Consider the following 19,898-nt stretch of genomic DNA (forward strand, 5'->3'; position numbering starts at 1 on the left):
GCCGTGCTCGCGGTGGCGCACACGCTGCACCGGCTAGGCCGCGGCCTGTCGCGCAGCTGGCGGCGGTCGCTGCAGCTGCGCGTGGTCGTCTCCACGCTGGCGCTGTCTCTGATGGTCATCCTCATCCTCGGCTTCGTGCTGAGCAGCCAGATCACCAACAGGATGCTCGAGGCCAAGGTCGACGCGGCGTCCGAGGAGATCGACCGCGCGCGCGGCACCGTCGACCGGATGCTCGAGAACTCGGACCCGTCCAGCTCGCTCGAGAGCCGGCTGGAGGAGGTCAAATCGGCCCTGACGGACCCGACGACAGACGGCCAGGCCGGCAACAACGCAGGCGCCTTCGAGCCGGTGCTCATCGTGCCCGGGGCCGGCCCGCGCAAGGAGACGTCGGCGGGTCCGGTCAACGAAGTGCCGGACTCGCTGCGCGGGTTCGTCCGCGCCGGCAAGGTGAGCTACCAGTACACGACGGTGCCGGACGGCTCCGGCGTCGGACCGGCGCTGGTGATGGGGACGCCCGCCGGCTCGGACATCTCGCCGATCGAGCTCTACATGATCTTCCCGCTCACGGCGGAGGAGCGCAGCCTGTCGCTGGTGCAGGGCATTCTGCTCACCGGCGGCCTGGTGCTGTTGGGGCTGTTGGCGGCCATCTCGCTGCTGGTGGCGCGGCAGGTGGTGCTGCCCGTGCGGTACGCCTCGCGCATCGCCGAGCGGTTCGCCGACGGGCGGCTCAAGGAACGCATGCCCGTGCACGGCGAGGACGACATCGCCCGCCTGGCGGTGTCGTTCAACGACATGGCGGAGAACCTGTCGCGGCAGATCACCCAGCTCGAGGAGTACGGCAACCTGCAGAAGCGGTTCACCTCGGACGTCAGCCACGAGCTGCGCACCCCGCTGACGACCGTCCGCATGGCAGCGGACCTGATCCACGACAACAGCGACGAGCTCGAGCCGGTGCTGCGGCGCTCGGCGGAACTGCTCACCGCGGAGCTCGACCGCTTCGAGGCGCTGCTGGGCGACCTGCTGGAGATCAGCCGGCACGACGCCGGCGTCGCCGAGCTCGCCGCCGAAAAACTCGACCTGCGGGCGTGCGCGCGCGCTGCGCTCGAAACCGTCGAGCACCTCGCCGCCGAGTCCGGCAGCACCCTCGTGGTGGACCTTCCCGCCGATGCCGTCGTCGCGGAGGTCGACCCCCGCCGGGTCGAAAGGATCCTGCGGAACCTGCTGGCCAACGCGCTCGACCACGGGGAGGGCAAGCCGGTGGCGCTGCGTATGCGTGCGGACGACGACACCGTGGCCGTCGTGGTCGCCGATGCGGGTCTGGGGCTGCGCCCCGGCGAGGAGAAGCTCGTGTTCAACCGTTTCTGGCGGGCGGACCCGTCGCGCGTACGGCGCTCGGGCGGCACCGGCCTGGGACTCGCCATCAGCATGGAGGACGCGCGGCTGCACAACGGCAAGCTGGAGGCGGCGGGGGCGCCCGGCAAGGGCGCCGTCTTCCGGCTGACGCTGCCGCGGGTGCGCGGCTCCGGCGTCGTCTCCTACCCGCTGCCGCTGCGCGTGCAGGCCTCCACGCCGGCGCTCGAGGCGGCGGCCGCCGAGGGGGCCGGCGCCGACGCCCCGGTCGCCGGCGGCGCTGACACCGGCGGCGCTGACACCGGCGGCGCGAACGAGGAGGGTGTCGTCATCGACGCGAGCGGAAGCGAGGCACGGTGATGATCGGGCGCGGACGCTCCCCCCGGAGGACCACCGCGGTGCTCCTCACCGCGCTCGCGGCGATCCTCATGGTGGCCGTGTCGGCGTGTGCGGAACTGCCCACATCGTCGTCGCCGCAGGCGCTCGGCACCGTCCAGCGCGACGTGGGGGCCGCCGACGTGCCCACGCCCACGCCGGGCAAGGAGCCGGACCTGCTCGTGCGCGACTTCCTCAAGGCCAGCAGCGAGCCGGGCGGACGGCACTCGGCGGCGCGCAAGTTCCTCACCCCGGCCGCGGCGAAGACCTGGGACGACACCACCAGCACGTCGATCATCGACAAGATCGACGTGTTCTTCGACAGCCGCAGTGCCGACGAGGCGACGCTGCTCATCAGCGCGGCCAAGGTGGGCCGCCTCGACGACAGCGGCTCGTTCCGGGCGGAGGAGGGCACCCTGGAGACCCGCGTGTCGATGGTGCGCGTGGACGGCGAGTGGCGCATCGACCGGCTACCGGACGGCGTCATCATCGACAGGTCCCAGTTCCTCAACAGCTACCACCAGGTGCAGCTGTACTTCCTCAACCCGGCCGGAACGATGGTGGTCACCGACCCGCGCTGGCTGACGGTGCGCGTCGAGGAGCTCGCCGCGCAGTTGATCTCGATGCTCATCGACGGGCCCAATCAGCTGCTCGAGGAGTCGGTGACGACGCGGTTCGGGCCCAACGTGCACCTGCGCAGCACGCTCACCAAGCTCGACGGGCGCGACAGCAACGTGGGCGTCGGGATCGGCGGCGTGAAGATGGACTTCCAGGGCATCGGCGGTCTGGGCCCGCGGGAACGCCAGCAGTTCGCCGCGCAGATCATCTGGACGCTGTCCTCGGCGGGCGTGGCCGGGCCGTACGAGATCCTGGCGGACGGCGCACCGCTCGACCCGGCCCACGCCGACGGCTACACCACCGCCGACGTCGCCGAGTTCGACCCGTCCGGCGGCGCCACCGACGTCGGGCTGCACGCCGTCGTCGACGGCGCGCTCGTCGCGATGACCGACTCCGGCCCCGTTCCGGTCCCGGGCCCGCTGGGGTCGGCGACGGGCGTCATCGACGCGAGCCTCGCGCGCGACGGCAGGCACGTCGCGGCGGTGCAGACGGCGAAGGCGCCCGCCACCGGCGTGGAACTCGTCGTCGGTCAGTACGGCGCGGCCACCGACGTCGCTGCGGTGGGTCCGTGGATGACCGAGCCCACCTGGGCGCCCGACGGCTCCACCTGGGTCGCAGTGGGCGGAGACTCGGTGCAGCGGATCAGCGTGGGCAGCAACGGCGAGCCGACCGCCGAACAGGTCGACATCGCCGACGTGACGAAGATCGGCGGGGACATCACCGCGCTGCGCCTGTCGCAGGACGGCGTGCGGGCGGCGCTGATCGTGGACGGCCGCGTGTTCGTCGCCTACGTCACGCCGCGGGAGAAGGGCGGATACGCGCTGACGTCGCCGAGCGCGATCGGGTCGAGTCTCAGCGGCGACGCGGTGTCGCTCGACTGGGGCGGCAGCGAGGAGATCGGGCTGGTCCGGTCCACCCCGGACGCGCCGCCGGTGATCATGTCCTTCGACGGGTTCAGCATGCACGCGATGAGCAGCCGCAACCTGGCACCGCCGCTGACCATGATCCAGATGACTCCCGACGACGTCTACGTGGTCGACAGCCGCGGAGTGATGCGGCGCTCGCGGAGCGCGGGCGAAGACTCGCAGTATTGGCGCGAGGTGCCCGGGCTCATGGGCGACAAGCGCGTGCCTGTGGTGCCCGGCTGACACGCGGCCGGTGATGAGGACGGCGTAGTGGGGGACCGCATGGGGATTCTCGCCGGGCTGCTGGATCTGGCGCTGCCGGTGGAATGCGCCGGGTGCGGGGCCGCGGGGTCGGCGTGGTGCGCGCGGTGCGCGGCCGAGTTGGAGGGCGGGCCCGTCGGGTGCGTCCCCGCGTCGCGCCAGGGGTGCCTGTGTGGTCCACCGGCGTGTTCGGCGGTGCGCGCCGCGGCGCCGTGATCGCGCTCAAGGAGCACGGCCGCAGGGATGCCGCGGTGCCGCTGGCCGCGGCGCTGGCCCGATCGATCACCGCGCTGCGGGAGGCCGGCGAGCTCGACCCGCCGGAACTCGCCCCGCTCATCCTGGTCCCGGCTCCGTCGAGGGCATCTGCGGCCCGGCGCCGCGGCGGCGACCCCGTCCTGCGCATCGCCACGCTGGCGGCGGGCGCGTCCCCGACGCGCCATGCCCCGGCGAGGCCCGCCACTGACGTTGCGCCGGACCGTGCGGTGCCGGCGCTGCGGCTGCGCGCGGGCGCACGTGATTCGGTGGGCCTCGGCGCGGCCGCGCGGCAGCGGAACCTGGCGGGCCGCGTGACGGTGCGGCGTGGCGCCGTCGAGCGCCTGTCGGCGGGCTCGGGCCGCGGTGCGCCCGGGTCCGTGCACCGCGCCCCCGCGGTCGTGTTCGTCGATGATGTCGTCACGACCGGGGCCACCGCCGCGGAGTCCGTGCGGGTGCTCGCGAACGCCGGTGTCAGGGTGTGTGCGGCCCTCGTCCTGGGGCACGCGTGAACGACCGCGGGGACCGGCGCACGGGTGTGCCGAAAGGTGTGGCACAACCGGCCGCGGAGCGATAGCGTCGCAGGTAGCACCGGGTGAAACCGCCGGTGCACGGTAAGTCCATGCGGGTTGTCGACGCAGGAGGTTCCGCGTATCCGTCGCGGACGCGCACCATCTCCCGGGGTGGGCGTGGACGGGCGCCGCGCGAGGCGCACGCGCGGGGCACGCTGGGTCGTCCGGTCCGTGAAGCTGCTGCCGCTGCCACACCGAGCGGCAGCCGAAGCTGGGAGGTAAGACGTGTCCACCGGTTCAGAAGCAGCCATGGAGTACTTGCCCGATGAACGCGACGCGTCCGAGGACGGCGGCCTGTCCGCGGACCTCGTGATCAAGGGACGCAACGTCACGGTCCCCGACCACTTTCGGGTGCACGTGGCGGACAAGCTCGCCCGCCTCGAGCGTTTCGATCTGAAGGTCCAGCTCTTCGACGTCGAACTCCAGCACGAGCGCAACCGCCGGCAGTCCAAGTCCGCCAGCCGCGTCGAGATCACCGCGCGGGGGAAGGGGCCGGTGGTGCGCGCCGAGGCGCGCGGCGACAGCTTCTACGCGGCACTCGAATCCGCCATCGACAAGCTCGAGAGCCGCCTGCGCAAGTCGAAGGACCGCCGCACGGTCAGCTACGGCGAGAAGACGCCGATGTCGGTGGCCAGCGCCACGGCGGAACTGGCCCGCAACGCGGACTTCGGCATCCCCCCGGGGTCGCTGGAGGAGGACGACTACCCGGTCGGTCCGGGGCAGGTCGTCCGCACCAAGGAGCACTCGTCCACCCCCATGTCGGTCGACGACGCCCTCTACGAGATGGAACTCGTGGGACACGACTTCTACCTGTTCCAGGATGCCGCCACCGACAAGCCGTCCGTGGTCTACCGGCGGCACGCATTCGACTACGGATTGATCCGGCTCGCCTGAACCGGCCCGCTAGCGCATACCATGGTTCCGGTCGGGGCGAACGCGCCCCGGCCGGAACCGGCGTTTGCGCGTCGGCCGACCGGCCGGGAGCCTGGACCGCGGACCGCCGCGGGCCGCGCGCCGCCCCGGGACATGAGCTCACACAGGATTGAGGAAACGAACGCCCGTGCTGTCGAAACTGCTGCGTATCGGCGAAGGCCGCAAGGTCAAGCAACTCAAGAAGGTCGCAGACCACATCATGGCGCTGGAGGGGGACTACGAGGGCCTCACGGACGCGCAGCTGCGGGCGAAGACCGACGAGTTCAAGAAGCGCTTCGAGCAAGGCGAGTCGCTGGACGACATGCTGCCCGAAGCGTTCTCCGTGGCGCGCGAGGCGTCGTGGCGGGTGCTGGGCCAGAAGCACTTCCCGGTGCAGATCATGGGCGGTGCGGCCCTGCACTTCGGCAATATCGCCGAGATGAAGACCGGCGAGGGCAAGACGCTCACCTGCGTGCTCCCCGCGTACCTCAACGCCATCTCCGGCAAGGGCGTGCATGTGGTGACGGTCAACGACTACCTGGCCAAACGCGACGCGGAGTGGATGGGCCGGGTGCACCACTTCCTGGGCCTCGAGGTGGGTTCGATCCTCAGCGGCCTCACCCCGGAGCAGCGTCGGGCGGCGTACAACGCCGACATCACCTACGGGACCAACAACGAGTTCGGGTTCGACTACCTGCGCGACAACATGACGCACAACCTCGACGACCTGGTGCAGCGCGGGCACGCGTACGCCATCGTCGACGAGGTCGACTCGATCCTCATCGACGAGGCCCGCACGCCGTTGATCATCTCCGGCCCCGCGGACAGCTCGTCCAACTGGTACACCGAGTTCGCCCGCATCGTCCCGCTGCTCACGCTCGACGAGCACTACGAGATCGACATCAAGAAGCGCACGGTGGGCGTGCACGAGGCCGGCGTCGAGTTCGTCGAGGACCAACTGGGCATCGAGAACCTCTACGAGGCCGCGAACTCGCCGTTGGTGAGCTACCTCAACAACGCGGTCAAGGCCAAAGAGCTCTACACGCGCGACAAGGACTACATCGTGCGCAACGGCGAGGTCATCATCGTCGACGAGTTCACGGGCCGCGTGCTGCACGGCCGCCGCTACAACGAGGGCATGCACCAGGCGATCGAGGCGAAGGAGGGCGTCGAGATCAAGGCCGAGAACCAGACGCTCGCCACGATCACACTGCAGAACTACTTCCGCCTCTATGACAAGCTCGCGGGGATGACCGGCACCGCCGAGACCGAGGCCGCCGAGCTGCACGAGATCTACAAGCTCGGCGTCATCCCGATCCCCACCAACAAGCCGATGATCCGCGCGGACCAGCGCGACCTGATCTACAAGACCGAGATCGCCAAGTTCGACGCCGTCGTCGACGACATCGCCGAGCGCCACGACAAGGGCCAGCCGGTGCTCATCGGCACCACCAGCGTGGAGCGGTCCGAGTACCTGTCCAAGGAGCTCACCAAGCGCGGGGTGCCGCACAACGTCCTCAACGCCAAGCACCACGAGCAGGAGGCGACGATCATCGCCCAGGCCGGGCGCAAGGGTGCCATCACCGTGGCCACCAACATGGCCGGCCGCGGCACCGACATCGTCCTGGGCGGCAACCCGGACATCATCGCCGACCTCGAGATCCGCGCGACCGGCCTGGACCCGGTCGAATCCCCCGAGGACTACGAGAAGGCATGGGACGAGGCGATCGTCCGGGTGAAGGACGACGTGCGCGAGGAGGCCGAGAAGGTCAAGGAGGCGGGCGGCCTTTACGTGCTCGGGACAGAGCGCCACGAGTCGCGGCGCATCGACAACCAGCTGCGCGGCCGCTCGGGACGCCAGGGCGACCCCGGCGAGTCGCGGTTCTACCTGTCGCTCGGCGACGAGCTGATGCGGCGGTTCAACAGTGCGGCCGTCGAGTCGATCATGACCCGCCTGAACATGCCCGAGGACATGCCGCTGGACTCGGGCATGGTCGCGAAGGCGGTGCAGACGGCGCAGACGCAGGTCGAGCAGCAGAACTTCGAGATGCGCAAGAACGTCCTCAAGTACGACGAGGTCATGAATCAGCAGCGCACCGTGATCTACGAGGAGCGGCGCCGCATCCTCGAGGGGGAGGACCTCGAGGGGCAGATCGAGCACATGATCACCGACGTGGTGTCGGCCTACGTCGACGGCGCCACCGCCGAGGGATACGTCGAGGACTGGGACCTGGACGCGCTGTGGACGGCGCTGAAGTCCCTGTATCCGGTGGGCATCGACCACAAGGACCTCACGGGCGAGGCCGCCACCGGTGAGCGCGACGACCTGACGGCCAAGGAGCTCAAGGACGCGCTGCTGACCGATGCGCGGAACGCGTACAAGAACCGCGAGGCCGAGATCGACGCGATGGGCGGCGAGGGCGCCATGCGGCAGATCGAACGCAGCGTGCTGCTGCAGGTGCTCGACCGCAAGTGGCGCGAGCACCTCTACGAGATGGACTACCTGAAGGAAGGCATCGGCCTGCGCGCCATGGCGCAGCGCGATCCCCTCGTCGAGTACCAGCGCGAGGGCTTCGACATGTTCGGCGGGATGCTCGAGGGGCTCAAGGAGGAGTCCGTCGGCTTCCTGTTCAACGTCTCGGTGGAGCCGACGCAGTCGGCCCCGGTCGCCGCGGGCCAGGCCGCCGGGGCACCGGCAGCGGTCCCGGCGTCCGCAGGCGGGACCGGAGCGGAGGGCGAGTCCGCTGCGGACGAGGCCGGTGCCCAGCCGGAGCCTGCCGCGGCGGCGCCGGCGCAGGAACCGACGGTCCGTGCCAAGGGGCTGGGCGACGAGCAGGCCCAGGCGTTGAGCTATTCGGGGCCGTCGGAGTCCGGTGACGCCGAGGTCCGGCGTGCCAAGCCGGCCGGTGGAGCCCAGCCCGCGAGCCGCCGTGAGCGCCGGGCCGAGGAACGCGCCCAGGCCAAGAAGAAGGCGAAGGGCGCGAAGTCCAAGAAGTCCCGCCGCTGAGCCGCCCCGCCGCGCGCCGGTCGTGAGCACCCGGCCGGCGCGCGGCGGCGTCGGCCGCTACGCGACGAGCATGCCGCTAGGCGAGGTGCAGTGCGGTGCACACCCAGGCGCCGCGCTTGCGCTCGAAGCGCCCGGCGATCGCGAGCGTGCGGCGGCCACGGACGTAGGTGGCGCAAATCTCGGCGGCGCCGGGGCCGGCCGAGGCGATGTGGATGCGGCGCAGCACGGCGCTTCCCAGTTGCCGTCCCGGCGGGGACGTGCGGGCGAGTTTCCGGACCATGCCCAGCACCGCCGTGTCGGCGAAACCCTCCAGGTGCTCCGGGCGGCGCCGCAGGTCCAGAACCTCGAGCACCAGCCGCAGCGTCACCTCGACTCTGCGGCGGACCTCGACGGCGGCGGCCGCGTCCTGCGTGCGCGGTGCGCGGGTGCGCGTCGGCCGCCGAGCCGGGGCAGGCGACGGGGTCGTCACGGACTGCGGGGCGTCGGCGGCGGGGACCCGCCGGTCCGGCGGGCGGGAAAGGTAGCGCATCGTCGCGTCGAGGACGGGCACGGAGCGGTATTCGACGAAGGGCGGGTTGTGCAGGCTCGCGAGCCGGGGCCTGTCCGTCGGCGCCGGAGTCGGCGGATGGGCGTCCGCACGCCGGGCGCCGGGCGACCCGGCGGGCGTGTCGTCGACAGTGACGTCGTCGACGGTGATGTTGTCGACGCTGATGTTGTGCGCGCAGCTTGGCATGTGCCCCCCTGACTCGACCCGGGGCGCGCCGGCCGGCCCGTCCCGTGGGTGTGCTCCTGTCGAGTCCGCGGGGGAGGCGCGGACGAAATCCATCATGGCAGAATGTGTCTGCGGCCACCACCGGGGGTGGGCACGTCGGAAGCACGTGTACGCGGGCTGCCCGAGCAAAGGTGGGGAAACGCGCAGATGGTCACACGCCTCAGCAGTCAGGACGCCGCGTTCTTCTACATGGAGGAGGCGGCGGCGCCGTCGCACCTGTGCACGATGGCGGTGTTCGACCGTGCGGACGCCCGCCTCGGATACGAGCAGGTGCTGGAGAAGGTCGAGCAGCAGCTGCGGCTCATTCCCCGGTACCGGCAGCGCGTCCGCGAGGTCGCAGGCGGGTTCATGCGCCCGGTGTGGGTGGACGACGCCGATTTCGACATCACCTACCACGTGCGGCGGTCGGCGTTGCCGCGTCCGGGCACCCGGGACCAGCTCAACGATCTGCTGGCCCGCCTGGTCTCCCGGCCGCTGGATCTGGGCCGCCCGCTGTGGGAGCTGTACGTCATCGAGGGCATCGAAGGCGACCGGTTCGCGGTGTTCACCAAGTCGCACCGCGTCATCGTCGATCCGCGCGGCGGCGCGCTCGACATCGGGCAGGTGATCCTCGACGACTCCCCGCAGCCGCCGACGGAGCAGGAGGATCTCTGGATGCCGCGTCCGGAGCCGGGGCGTCTGGGCCTGATGGTCGAGGGCCTCGCGGGCGTGGTCTCGCGGCCGACGTCGGGGGTGGACATGGTCAAGTACGCCTTCGGCGACGTGGCCGATGTCGCCGGCAAGGCGGGCAGGACGCTCGCGGACGTCGCGTCGATCGTGCGCGGTGCCACCACGAACGGTGCGGTGGACCCGCTCAGCGGCGGCCGGTCGGCCACGCGGCGGTTCTGCGTGGCGCAGGCGGAGCTGGCGCACTTCAAGAAGGTGCGGTCACGCTTCGGCGGGACGATCAACGACGTGGCGCTGGCAGCCGTCGCCGGTGTCCTGCGCAGCTGGCTCGTCTCGCGCGGGCACCCCGTGACGGCGTCCACCACGGTGCGCGCGCTCGTGCCCCTGTCGGTGTACCCGGGCGACCGCGCGGCACCCGGATCCCCGCCCGTCGTGGGCGACAGGGAACCGTCGTCGGACAGGTACCCCGTCGGGCCCACGTACGGCGAGACCACCGTGGAGCTGGCGTTGGTGGACCTGCCGGTGGGCGAGCCCAACGCCATCGTGCGGCTCTCGCAGATTTCGCACGCCATGACCGCGCGCCCCGGCGCCGCACGCGCGGTGGCCGCGCGCAACCTCATGCGCCTGTCGGGCTTCACGCCGCCTACGCTGCACGCGATGGGGTCGAGGGTGACGGGCTCGATCTCCCGGCGCGCGTTCCACCTGGTCGTCGCCAACGCCCCTGGGCCGCAGACGCCGATGTACTTCGCCGGTGCACGGATGCGGGAGATGTACCCGGTGCTGCCGCTGGTGCCGGGGCAGGCGTTGAGCATCGGCATCACGTCGTACGACGGGATGCTGTTCTTCGGGTTCGACGTGCAACGCGACGCGGTGCCGGATGTGGACGTGTTCCCGGCGCTGGTCCGCGAGGCCGTCGATGAGCTGCTCGAATCGCTGTGACAACCGAACGGATGGAGTGTGCAGATGCGGGTATTCGTCCCGATGACCGTGCCGATGCTGGAACAGCTCTCCCAGGACAGGCTGTTCATGCCGCTGAGCGGGACGGTGTTCACGGTCACGCCGGCGCTGCGTGAGGAGTACACGGCGGACGGCGATGACGAACTCGCCGAGGTGGCGATGGCGGAGGCGGCGCGGGCCTCGTTGCGCCTGCTGTCGGCGCAGCCCGGAGCCCGGATGCGCAGGGTCGTCCTCAGCGCGGATGTCGCCGCGGCCGAGCACCGTCCGGACCTCGACGCTGCGGTCGCGCGCGTGCAGGAGCCGATCACGCTCAAGCAGGTCGCGTCCGTCCACGTCGATCTCGAGGATGCGGAGGACGACGTCCGGCGTGCGGCGGAGGTCGTCGACGCGGCGGATCTGGGCGACGAGGACGCGGAGTTCGCGCTGGGCGACGCGGAGGACCACTCCCTGGCCTGGTACGCCACCCAGGAGTTGCCGTTCCTGCTCGAACTGATGTGAGGGCGGGGGTGGGCCTCGCGTGGCGGCGCGGGCGGGGCCGTGTGCGGTCCGCATGCCGGTAGGCGCGTTCCCCTCACGCCGCCGATGCGGTAACCTACGGTTGCGTAGGTTGCGGGGCGGAGTGGATCGCCGGGCATGACGGATAGCGGGACGAGGGGACGGGCTGTGGGATTCGACCTGGGACACAGGGTCGCGCAGGTGCGGCAGTGGCTGGAGGAGCCGGCCAAGGACGTGGCGACCACCGGATCGCCGCGAAGGAACATGCTGCGCGGCGCGGTCGCGCGGGTGACGACGCCGCTGCTGCCGGACGACTACCTGCACCTGGTCAACCCGCTCTGGTCGGCCCGCGAGCTGCGGGGGCAGATCGTCGAGGTCCGCCCCGAGACGGCCGACTCGGCCACGCTGGTGATCAAGCCGGGCTGGGGGTTCCGCTTCGACTACCGTCCCGGTCAGTACATCGGCATCGGACTGCTCGTGGACGGGCGCTGGCACTGGCGCTCCTACTCGCTGACGTCGAGCCCGGTCGTCGGCGCCCGGCTCATCACGATCACCGTCAAGGCCATGCCGGAGGGCTTCCTGTCCTCGCACATCGTCGGCGGCGTGGAGCCCGGCACCGTGGTCCGGCTGGCCGCGCCGCAGGGGAACTTCGCGCTGCCGGAGCCGCTGCCGGACCGGATGCTCTTCCTCACCGCGGGCAGCGGCGTCACGCCGATCATGTCGATGCTGCGCACCATGGACCGCCGTGGGCGCGTGCCCGACATCGTCCACATCCACTCCGCTCCCACGGAGGACTCCGCGATGTTCCGCGGGGAGCTGGCCGCGTTGGCGGACGAGCACGAGGGTCTGCGGTTGCACCTGCAGCTCACGCGCTCGATGGGCCAGTTCGATCTGGCCCGGCTCGACGAGCTGTGCCCGGACTGGCGCGAGCGTCAGGTATGGGCTTGCGGGCCGGCCGGCATGCTGGCGGCCGCGGAGGAACGGTGGCGGGCCGCGGGGCTCGAGGACCACCTGCACCTGGAACGGTTCGCGGTGGACCGCACGGGGCAGGACGGCGACGGTGGCACCGTGACCTTCGCCCGGTCCGGAAGGAGCCTGGAGATCGACGGCGCGACAACGCTGCTCGAAGCCGGGGAGAAGTCAGGCGTCCAGATGCCGTTCGGCTGCCGGATGGGCATCTGCCAGACCTGCGTGGTGCCGCTCGAGGCCGGTGCCGTGAGAGATCTACGCAACGGTAAGGTCCATGAGGAAGGGAGCCGGATCCAGACGTGCATCAGCACCGCGGCCGGTGACTGCACGCTCGACCTCTGACCGGGCCGTACTGCCCGGGGGGCGGGGGAGACGGCCCGGCGGAACGGCCCGGGACCGGGGCCGCACACGGGCCGTCGGAGCGGGTGTTGCAGACCTGGGAGGCGGATCGTTCCCGGTACGGGGCGGGAGGTACCGGGGGCGAACCGCCCGTCAACGAGAATTGCAGGTGACAAGCATGGCGATCACAGACGTCGGCGTCTACGCCCATCTCACGGCCGACGACATCGAGAGCCTGCGCATCGAGCTGGACGGGATCCGTGACGACGTCGAACGTGCGCGCGGCGTCCGGGACGCCCGCTACGTGCGGCGCACCATCGTGGGTCAGCGGGTGCTCGAAGTCGCCGCGCGGGCGGCGATCGTCGGCGCACGGACTCGGCCCGGGCTGTATCTGGGCGTGCTGGGGCTCGGCGTGGCCAAGAGCATCGAGAACATGGAGCTGGGCCACAACGTCAGCCACGGCCAGTGGGACTGGATGAACGAGCCGGAGATCCACTCCACCACCTGGGAGTGGGACATGGCCTGCGTCTCCGCCCAGTGGAAGCACTACCACAACTATCTGCACCACAAGTACACCAACGTGCTGGGCATGGACGACGATATCGGCTTCGGCATCATGCGCGTGTCCCGCGACCAGCCCTGGCGCCCCATCTACCTGATCCAGCCTGTGCAGAACTTCCTGCTCGCGCTCGGCTTCGAGTGGGGCATCGGCCTGCACGACATCAAGCTCGGCAAGCTCCGCGGCACCGAGGAGGAACGCGCGCACACCCGGTCACAGCTCCGCGCCTTCGGCCGCAAGATCCGCCGCCAGGTGGTCAAGGACTACGTTCTGCTGCCGGCGCTGAGCGGCTCGCGCTGGCGCAGCACCCTCGCGGCGAACGCCTCCGCGAACGTGCTGCGCAATCTGTGGGCCTACCTGGTCATCTTCTGCGGGCACTTTCCCGACGGCGCAGAGAAGTTCCATCCCGACGACATCGCCGACGAGACGCGCGGCGAGTGGTATCTGCGGCAGATGCTCGGCACCGCGAACTTCGATGCGGGCCCGGCGCTGGCGTTCATGTCCGGCAACCTGTGCTACCAGATCGAGCACCACCTGTACCCCGACCTGCCCAGCAACCGCTACGCGGAGATCGCCGAGCGGGTGCGCGCCGTCTGCGACAAGTACGACCTGCCCTACACGACCGGTCCACTGGCCAAGCAGTACCTGCTGACCCTGCGGACCATCGTCAAGCTCTCGCTGCCGGACCGGTATCTGCGCGACACCGCGGACGACGCCCCGGAGACGGGGTCGGAGCGGCGATTCACCGCGCCCACGGTCTCCACCATCAGCCCGCTGACGGGGCGCCGCAGGGGACTGCGCACCGCACTGCGGGACCTGCGCTCGGCGCGGCGCCGGACGGGCCGCGCCGCCGCGGGCGGGGGCACCGCGCCGGCGGCCGCGGGCGGCGCGGTGGATCCGGCGTACGCGCGCACCGCATGAGCGCGTCCGTACGCACCGTCGCGCCGGCGGGAGTCGAGATCGCCTACCGCCACACCCGGTCCGGGGCGTCTCCGGGCGCGGATCCGGTGCTGTTCATCCACGGGATGGGTGGCGACGGCCGGACGTGGGACGCGGCCGCCCGCGCCGTCCGGGCCTCCGGGCGCGACGTGCTCACGGTGGACCTGCGCGGCCACGGGCGCAGCGCGCGGGCGTCGTCGTACCGGTTCGACGACATCGCGCAGGACGTCATCGGGGTGTGCGACCACCTGGGGCTCCGGCGCGTCGACATCGTCGGGCATTCGCTGGGCGCGCTCACCGCGACGCTGGTGGCCCAGCGCCGGCCGGGCCTGGCACGCAGGCTCGTGCTCGAGGAGATGCCGATGCCGCTGCGCGCCGACGACCCCGCGCCGGAGGTGCCCGCGCACCGGCCCACGCCCGCCGAGCTGTGGCACGCGCTGGGTGCGATGGTCCGCAGCCCCCGCGGCGTCGTGGCGTTCGACCGGGGGCTGACGGAGCCGGCGATGACCCAGTTCCGGGCGCCCAACCCGCGCTGGTGGGCGGCGTTGCCTGCGCTGCGCGGCGTGCCGGTGCTGTTCCTGCGAGGCACCCGTCCCGGCAGCATGGTCGACCCGGCGCTGCTGGCCGAGATGGCGCGTGTGCTGCCGGGGATGGACGTGCGCGGGGTGCCGTGCGGGCACAGCATTCACCGGGACCGGAAGGCCCGGTTCGAGGCCGTGGTGATGCGGTTCCTCGGCGCGCCGGAGGGGCCGCCGGTGGCGCCGCCCGTGGAGCCGCCGGGTGGGGCGACGGTCGGGCGGCCGGTGCGGCAGGACTAGGATTCTTCCGTCCGAACACCGAATTCCACGCCGGACGAGGGTGTGGAGGCTGGAGGTACCGTGGCAGGCCGGGGGCATCCGCCGCGCGATTTGCGACATCTCGCGGACTTCACGGCGCATCGCCGGATCCTGCTCATCACCGCGCTGGCGGTGCCGGTCGGGCTGCTGGGCGCCTGCGCGGCGTGGGTGCTGCTCAAACTGATCGGGCTCATCACCAACCTCGTGTTCTACCAGCGGGTCGCCACGGAACTGGTGGCCCCGGGCGCCGGTGACCACAGCCCCCTCCTCATCATCGGGGCGCCGGTGGCCGGCGGGCTGATCGTCGGCCTGATGGCACGGTACGGCTCGGAGAAGATCCGCGGCCACGGCATGCCGGAGGCCATCGAGTCGATCCTGCTGGGCGGCAGCAAGATCGAGCCTCGAGTGGCCGTGCTCAAGCCCACCTCCTCGGCGGTGGCCATCGGCACCGGCGGGCCGTTCGGCGCCGAAGGCCCCATCATCATGACCGGCGGCGCGCTGGGGTCGCTGCTGGCCCAGTTCCTGCGGCTCACCGCCGACGAGCGCAAGACGCTGCTGGTCGCCGGCTCGGCGGCGGGCATGGCGGCCACGTTCAACACGCCGTTCGCCGCCATCATCCTGGCGGTGGAGCTGCTGCTGTTCGAGTGGCGCCCGCGCAGCTTCATCCCGGTGGTCGCCGCGGTCACCGTTGCGACACTGCTGCGGCACGTGATCCTGGGTACCGGCCCGCTGTTCCCCAGCACCGGCGAGTTCCACATGAGCGCGGCGGCCTGGGTGCTGTGCGCGGTCACCGGCGTGGTCTCGGGCCTGCTGGCGGTGGTGGCGACGACGCTCGTGTACGCCTCGGAGGACCTGTTCCGCAAGCTGCCCGTGCACTGGATGTGGTGGCCGGCGATCGGCGGCGTGATCATCGGCATCGGCGGGCTGTTCGTACCCCAGGCGCTGGGTGTGGGCTACGACGTGATCGGTGCCGAGCTGGACGGTTCCATCGGCCTGGGCCTCGTGGTGGGGATCCTCGTCGTCAAGACCCTCATCTGGTCGCTGTCGCTCGGCTCAGGGACCTCCGGCGGCGTGCTGGCTCCGATGTTCATGATCGGCGGCGCCCTGGGCGCGCTGGAGGCCCAGGTGTTCCCAGACGTCGGGCCCGGGTTCTGGGCGCTGGTGGCCCTGGCCGGGGTGGTCGGCGGGGTGATGCGCTCGCCCATCACCGGCGTGGTGTTCGCCGCCGAGCTCACCCACCGCTTCGACGCACTGCTGCCGCTGGTCATCGGGGCGACGGCGGCGTACGCGGTATCGGTGCTCACACTCAAACGCTCGGTGCTCACCGAGAAGATCGCCCGCCGCGGGTTCCACGTTTCCCGCGAATACGACGTGGACCCCCTCGAGATCCTCTTCGTCGGGGAGGTCATGAACAGCACCCTCGTCAGCTTCGCCCACGACATCACGGTCGACGACGCCGCCGCCACGGTCGCCGGCAACGATCCGGCCACGCGGGCCGATCGACGCCAGCTGCTCTATCCGGTGGTGGACGGGCGCGACAACCTGGTCGGCGTGGTCACCTCGGGCATGCTCGAGAACGCGGTGTACCGGGGCGAATCGGACGAGCTGCTCTCGGCGTTGGCGGTCACGCCCATCGTCACCCACCCGGAGGAGACCCTGCGGTCGGCGGCGATGAGCATGACGGAGCACGAGGTGACCAGGATGCCGGTGGTCGACCGGGAGCGGCCGCAGCGGGTGCTGGGCATCGTGACCCTGCCGATGCTGCTCGCCGGCCGGCAGAAGGATCTGGACGAGGCGCGCACCACCGAGCGGGTGCTGCGGATCCGGGTCGTGCGGCCGCGGTGGCTCGGCGGGCCGGTCGGTGGCGGGGACGATGCCGGCAGCGGGAACGGTGTCGGCACCGGCAGCGAGGGGGACCAGGCGGCCGGGGCGGCGATGGGCAGCGGTTCCGCCGGCTGACCGCACTCCTCCGCCGAACGCACGGGGGCCAGTGGCTACTCCGGCCGGTCGCACCGTCGCCTGCGGGGTGTTTGCCGCTGTAGCCCGAGCGGAAGGCGTGGCGCGGCGAGGGGGGAGCGTTCGTGCCCAGCCAGGAAGGTGCCGAAGAACCGGCAGACGGCTACCCGGATCTTCCGGATGATTCCCGAATCCCTTTCACGCCGGCGACCGCGCCAAGGCCGACTCCAGACGATGTCGCCTGTCCCGGCACTGCGAGAAGGAGAACGCGGCGAACGCTCGACGCGCCATTGAAGTGGCACGTCAGAGCGTCGCCGCCTGAACAACGCCGGGAGCCGTGGGGCGGCTACTCCGCCGGGCGCGCCGTCTTCATCGCGCGGTCGAGCTCCCAGAACGCGCGCAGCGACAGCAGATCGCCGGCGCCGTCCACGCGGTAGATGAACACGCCCTCCGCATCGATCACATGGCCGCCCATCGTGGTGCGGATGCGCCCGATGTTGGCAACCTCGTCGCCGCATGCCACCGAGTCGTCGATGAGGAACTCGATCGAGTCGGTCTTCGCGATGGCCATGTCCCAGAAGCGGCCGATGGCCTCCCGGCCGTGATGGCCGGCGCCCTCGGGATCGAAGCCGGACTTGCCGACGGGGTCCTCCACCCACCCGTCGTCGGCGAAGAGGCCCAGCCAGGCCTGCTTGTCCTTGGCGCGCACGGCCGCCATCGACCGCCGCGACGCCGCGCGGGCCGGGTGCTCGTCGCCGCTGCTGTTCATGCCTCCGCCTTTCCGGCCGTAGCGGGCTTGTCGGCCCCCACCACCCACATCGAGAAGTACTGCGAGCCGCCGCCGTAGGCGTGGCCCAGCGCCTTGCGTGCGTCCTGCACCTGGTGGGCGCCGCCCTTGCCGGTGACCTGGATGGCGGCCTCGGCGAACCGGATCATGCCCGACGCGCCGATGGGGTTGGACGAGAGCACGCCGCCGGATGCGTTGACGGGCAGCTTGCCGTCGAGCGCCGTCGCACCCGATTCGGTGAGCTTCCAACCCTGGCCCTCCTCGGCGAATCCGAGGTTCTCCAGCCACATCGGCTCGAACCAGGAGAACGGCACGTAGATCTCGGCCGCGTCAATCTCCTCGAGGGGGTTCGTGATGCCTGCCTGCTTCCACAGCGCGGCCGCCGCGTCCCGTCCCGCCTGCGGCGAAACCTGGTTGCGCCCGGAGAACCACGTGGGCTCGGTGCGCATGGCGGTGGCGTGGATCCAGGCGACGGGGCGTCCCGCCGCGACGGACGCGTCGGCGCTCGCCTCGTCGCCGATCACCATCGCGCACGCCCCGTCGGACGACGGGCAGGTCTCGTCGTAGCGGATCGGGTCCCACAGCATCTGCGACTGCTGCACGGACTCGACCGTCATGTCCGGCTGGTGCAGGTGGGCGAGCGGATTGAGCGCGCCATTGCGCCGGTCCTTTGCGGCCACGATCGCGCCGACGTGCTCGGGGGCGCCGGACTCGCGGATGTAGGAGCGCACGTGCGGGGCGAAATAGCCGCCCGCCCCGGCGCCGACGGGCTTGTTGAACGGGATCGGGATCGACAGCGCCCACATCGCGTTGGACTCCGACTGCTTCTCCCACGCGACAACCAGGACCTTGCGGTGGATCCCGGACTGTACCATCTTGCCGCCGACGATGGACGTCGACCCGCCCACCGAGCCGGCGGTGTGCACGCGGAAGAGCGGCTTGCCCACGGCGCCGAGCGCGTCGGCGGTGGGCAGCTCCGGCATCATGACGCCCTCGAACAGGTCGGGGGCCTTGCCGATGACGATCGCGTCGATCTCGTCGAGGGTGACGGAGGCGTCGGCGAGCGCGCGGTCGATGGCCTCGCGGCACAGCGCGCCCATCGTCACGTCGTGGCGCTTGGCGACGTACTTGGTCTGCCCGGTGCCGAGCACTGCGGCCAGGTTCTTGCTCATGGTGTAGGTCTCCTCCTGGCTGGTCAGCGTCGTCCGTCGAGGACGCACACGAGGTTCTGCTGCAGCAGCGGGCCGCTGGTGGCGTGCCCCAGTGCCCGGTCGGCGCCGCCGTCGATCACGGCCCGCGCGGCGTTGCCGATGCGCTGCAGACCCGCAGCGAACATCGGATTGCCGGTGAGCGGGCCGCCGGACGGGTTGATCGCGACCGCATCGGCCGCACCGTCGAGGCCCAGGGCGGAACGCAGGATGAGCTCCTGGTGGGTGAACGGGGCGTGCAGCTCGGCCATCGTGATGCCCGCGACGTCGCCGCCGGTGGCGCGCTCGCCCGCCTCGGCGGCGGACGGCGCGGTGGTCAGGTCGCGCCCGCCCAGCTCGGCCGAGTCGATGATGTGCTCGAATCCGGTGATCCATGCGGGGTTGTCGCACAGTGCGAAGGCCCGGCGCCCGCTGGCGAGGACGATCGCCGCCGCGCCGTCGGTGACCGGGGCGATGTCGTGGCGCCGCAGCGGGTCGGCGAGCATCGGCTGCGCCAAGAGCTGCTCGGCGGTGACGTCGTCGGTGACGGTGCCGTCGGGAGCGCGGAATCCGGCGAACTGCGCCGCCGGGTTGCCCACCGCGTCGCGACGCGAACGCGCCGCCACCTCGGCCATCGCCGCCTCGTCCCACAGGCCGGCGTCGAGGCCCAGGCGGGCCTGCATGCCGGCGAGGGCGAGCGAGTCCGGCCACAGCGGCGCGACCACGTACGGATCGGTCTGCAGGGCCAGGGTGCGGCGCAGGTTCCCGGCGGACGACTTGCCGAAGCCGTACGCCAGGGCGGTGTCGGTCTCCCCGGTTTTGAGCTTGACGTAGGCCTCGTACATGGCCCACGCTCCGTCCATCTCCACGTGCGATTCGTCGATCGGCGGCACGGCGCCGATCGCGTCCACCGAGGAGATGAACGAGAACGCGCGGCCGGACATGTAGTCCGACGAGCCGGAGCACCAGAAGCCGATGTCGCGGCGGGTGATGCCCAGGTCCTTGTAGATCTGCTGGAAGATCGGCACCAGCATCTCGGTGCCGTTGGTGGTGCTGTAGCTGCGGCGCACCGACGGCGACTGGCAGAAGCCGACCACGGCGACGTCGTCGTCGGTGACGGTCTCGGGTGTCAGCGCGCCGGGCCGGGCGGCGGTCTGCGTTGATGTCATGTGTGCGTGCTCCCC

Annotated in this window: 15 protein-coding genes; 11 read left to right on the plus strand and 4 right to left on the minus strand. The window is 71.4% G+C overall.

Features of this window, described 5'->3' with window-relative positions; translation table 11 throughout:
• Positions 1–3 precede the first annotated feature (3 nt).
• The 5 genes from mtrB to secA all read left to right on the plus strand — a co-directional run bounded on the left by mtrB (position 4) and on the right by secA (position 8,252).
• Positions 4–1,710: an MtrAB system histidine kinase MtrB gene (mtrB, locus tag H4F70_RS05600; RefSeq protein WP_235681499.1), complete on the plus strand. Its 1,707-nt coding sequence runs from the start codon at positions 4–6 to the stop codon at positions 1,708–1,710.
• Between the two features lie 38 nt (positions 1,711–1,748).
• Positions 1,749–3,491 (plus strand): MtrAB system accessory lipoprotein LpqB, encoded by a 1,743-nt coding sequence (gene lpqB, locus H4F70_RS05605; protein WP_182359318.1) that lies wholly within the window; start codon positions 1,749–1,751, stop codon positions 3,489–3,491.
• 188 nt (positions 3,492–3,679) lie between these two features.
• Positions 3,680–4,273, plus strand: a complete 594-nt coding sequence (locus H4F70_RS05610; RefSeq protein WP_420883137.1) for a ComF family protein — start codon at positions 3,680–3,682, stop codon at positions 4,271–4,273.
• 309 nt (positions 4,274–4,582) lie between these two features.
• A complete protein-coding gene (gene hpf / locus H4F70_RS05615) occupies positions 4,583–5,227 on the plus strand; it encodes a ribosome hibernation-promoting factor, HPF/YfiA family (RefSeq protein ID WP_182360208.1) in 645 nt (214 codons plus the stop codon).
• A 166-nt stretch (positions 5,228–5,393) separates the two neighbouring features.
• Complete coding sequence (gene secA, locus H4F70_RS05620) at positions 5,394–8,252, plus strand: preprotein translocase subunit SecA (RefSeq protein ID WP_182359319.1); 2,859 nt, start codon at positions 5,394–5,396, stop codon at positions 8,250–8,252.
• Positions 8,253–8,328: 76 nt separating this feature from the next.
• On the opposite strand, the gene H4F70_RS05625 is transcribed toward secA, so the two are convergent.
• Positions 8,329–8,985, minus strand: coding sequence for an Rv3235 family protein (locus H4F70_RS05625; protein WP_182359320.1), 657 nt, complete (start codon positions 8,983–8,985; stop codon positions 8,329–8,331).
• Between the two features lie 186 nt (positions 8,986–9,171).
• Between H4F70_RS05625 and H4F70_RS05630 the strand changes: the two genes are divergently transcribed.
• The 6 genes from H4F70_RS05630 to H4F70_RS05655 all read left to right on the plus strand — a co-directional run bounded on the left by H4F70_RS05630 (position 9,172) and on the right by H4F70_RS05655 (position 16,743).
• Positions 9,172–10,629, plus strand: a complete 1,458-nt coding sequence (locus H4F70_RS05630; RefSeq protein WP_182359321.1) for a WS/DGAT/MGAT family O-acyltransferase — start codon at positions 9,172–9,174, stop codon at positions 10,627–10,629.
• Positions 10,630–10,653: 24 nt separating this feature from the next.
• Positions 10,654–11,145, plus strand: coding sequence for a DUF6912 family protein (locus tag H4F70_RS05635; protein ID WP_182359322.1), 492 nt, complete (start codon positions 10,654–10,656; stop codon positions 11,143–11,145).
• 135 nt (positions 11,146–11,280) lie between these two features.
• The gene (locus tag H4F70_RS05640) at positions 11,281–12,453 is read left to right on the plus strand and encodes a ferredoxin reductase (protein WP_235681358.1); all 1,173 of its coding nucleotides are present in this window, start codon (positions 11,281–11,283) and stop codon (positions 12,451–12,453) included.
• A 175-nt stretch (positions 12,454–12,628) separates the two neighbouring features.
• Positions 12,629–13,930 carry a fatty acid desaturase family protein gene (locus tag H4F70_RS05645; RefSeq protein ID WP_182359323.1) on the plus strand — a complete coding sequence of 434 codons (1,302 nt, stop codon included), beginning with the start codon at positions 12,629–12,631 and terminating at the stop codon, positions 13,928–13,930.
• Positions 13,927–14,766, plus strand: a complete 840-nt coding sequence (locus tag H4F70_RS05650) for an alpha/beta fold hydrolase (protein WP_182359324.1) — start codon at positions 13,927–13,929, stop codon at positions 14,764–14,766. Before H4F70_RS05645 ends, H4F70_RS05650 begins: the two co-directional genes overlap by 4 nt.
• A gap of 60 nt (positions 14,767–14,826) precedes the next feature.
• Positions 14,827–16,743: a chloride channel protein gene (locus H4F70_RS05655; RefSeq protein WP_220471774.1), complete on the plus strand. Its 1,917-nt coding sequence runs from the start codon at positions 14,827–14,829 to the stop codon at positions 16,741–16,743.
• Positions 16,744–17,086: 343 nt separating this feature from the next.
• Here H4F70_RS05655 and H4F70_RS05660 read toward each other — a convergent pair whose 3' ends face one another.
• Genes H4F70_RS05660 through H4F70_RS05670 form a run of 3 tightly spaced genes read right to left on the minus strand, consistent with a single transcriptional unit; the run spans position 17,087 to position 19,883 of the window.
• A complete protein-coding gene (locus H4F70_RS05660; RefSeq protein ID WP_182346032.1) occupies positions 17,087–17,509 on the minus strand; it encodes a nuclear transport factor 2 family protein in 423 nt (140 codons plus the stop codon).
• A complete protein-coding gene (locus tag H4F70_RS05665; RefSeq protein WP_182346031.1) occupies positions 17,506–18,699 on the minus strand; it encodes a thiolase domain-containing protein in 1,194 nt (397 codons plus the stop codon). The genes H4F70_RS05660 and H4F70_RS05665 overlap by 4 nt, the downstream gene beginning before the upstream one ends.
• A gap of 23 nt (positions 18,700–18,722) precedes the next feature.
• On the minus strand, positions 18,723–19,883 hold the full coding sequence (locus H4F70_RS05670) for a thiolase domain-containing protein (RefSeq protein ID WP_182359325.1): 1,161 nt from the start codon (positions 19,881–19,883) through the stop codon (positions 18,723–18,725).
• Positions 19,884–19,898: the final 15 nt, after the last annotated feature.

The sequence above is a fragment of the Tomitella gaofuii genome (genome assembly GCF_014126825.1).
Lineage (GTDB): Bacteria > Actinomycetota > Actinomycetes > Mycobacteriales > Mycobacteriaceae > Tomitella > Tomitella gaofuii.

Coding starts and splice junctions, on each gene's coding strand:
- hpf (WP_182360208.1), top strand. CDS start 4,583: ATGGAGTACTTGCCCGATGAACGCGACGCGTCCGAGGACGGCGGCCTG.
- H4F70_RS05625 (WP_182359320.1), bottom strand. CDS start 8,985: ATGCCAAGCTGCGCGCACAACATCAGCGTCGACAACATCACCGTCGAC.
- H4F70_RS05630 (WP_182359321.1), top strand. CDS start 9,172: ATGGTCACACGCCTCAGCAGTCAGGACGCCGCGTTCTTCTACATGGAG.
- H4F70_RS05635 (WP_182359322.1), top strand. CDS start 10,654: ATGCGGGTATTCGTCCCGATGACCGTGCCGATGCTGGAACAGCTCTCC.
- H4F70_RS05640 (WP_235681358.1), top strand. CDS start 11,281: ATGACGGATAGCGGGACGAGGGGACGGGCTGTGGGATTCGACCTGGGA.
- H4F70_RS05645 (WP_182359323.1), top strand. CDS start 12,629: ATGGCGATCACAGACGTCGGCGTCTACGCCCATCTCACGGCCGACGAC.
- H4F70_RS05650 (WP_182359324.1), top strand. CDS start 13,927: ATGAGCGCGTCCGTACGCACCGTCGCGCCGGCGGGAGTCGAGATCGCC.
- H4F70_RS05660 (WP_182346032.1), bottom strand. CDS start 17,509: ATGAACAGCAGCGGCGACGAGCACCCGGCCCGCGCGGCGTCGCGGCGG.
- H4F70_RS05665 (WP_182346031.1), bottom strand. CDS start 18,699: ATGAGCAAGAACCTGGCCGCAGTGCTCGGCACCGGGCAGACCAAGTAC.
- H4F70_RS05670 (WP_182359325.1), bottom strand. CDS start 19,883: ATGACATCAACGCAGACCGCCGCCCGGCCCGGCGCGCTGACACCCGAG.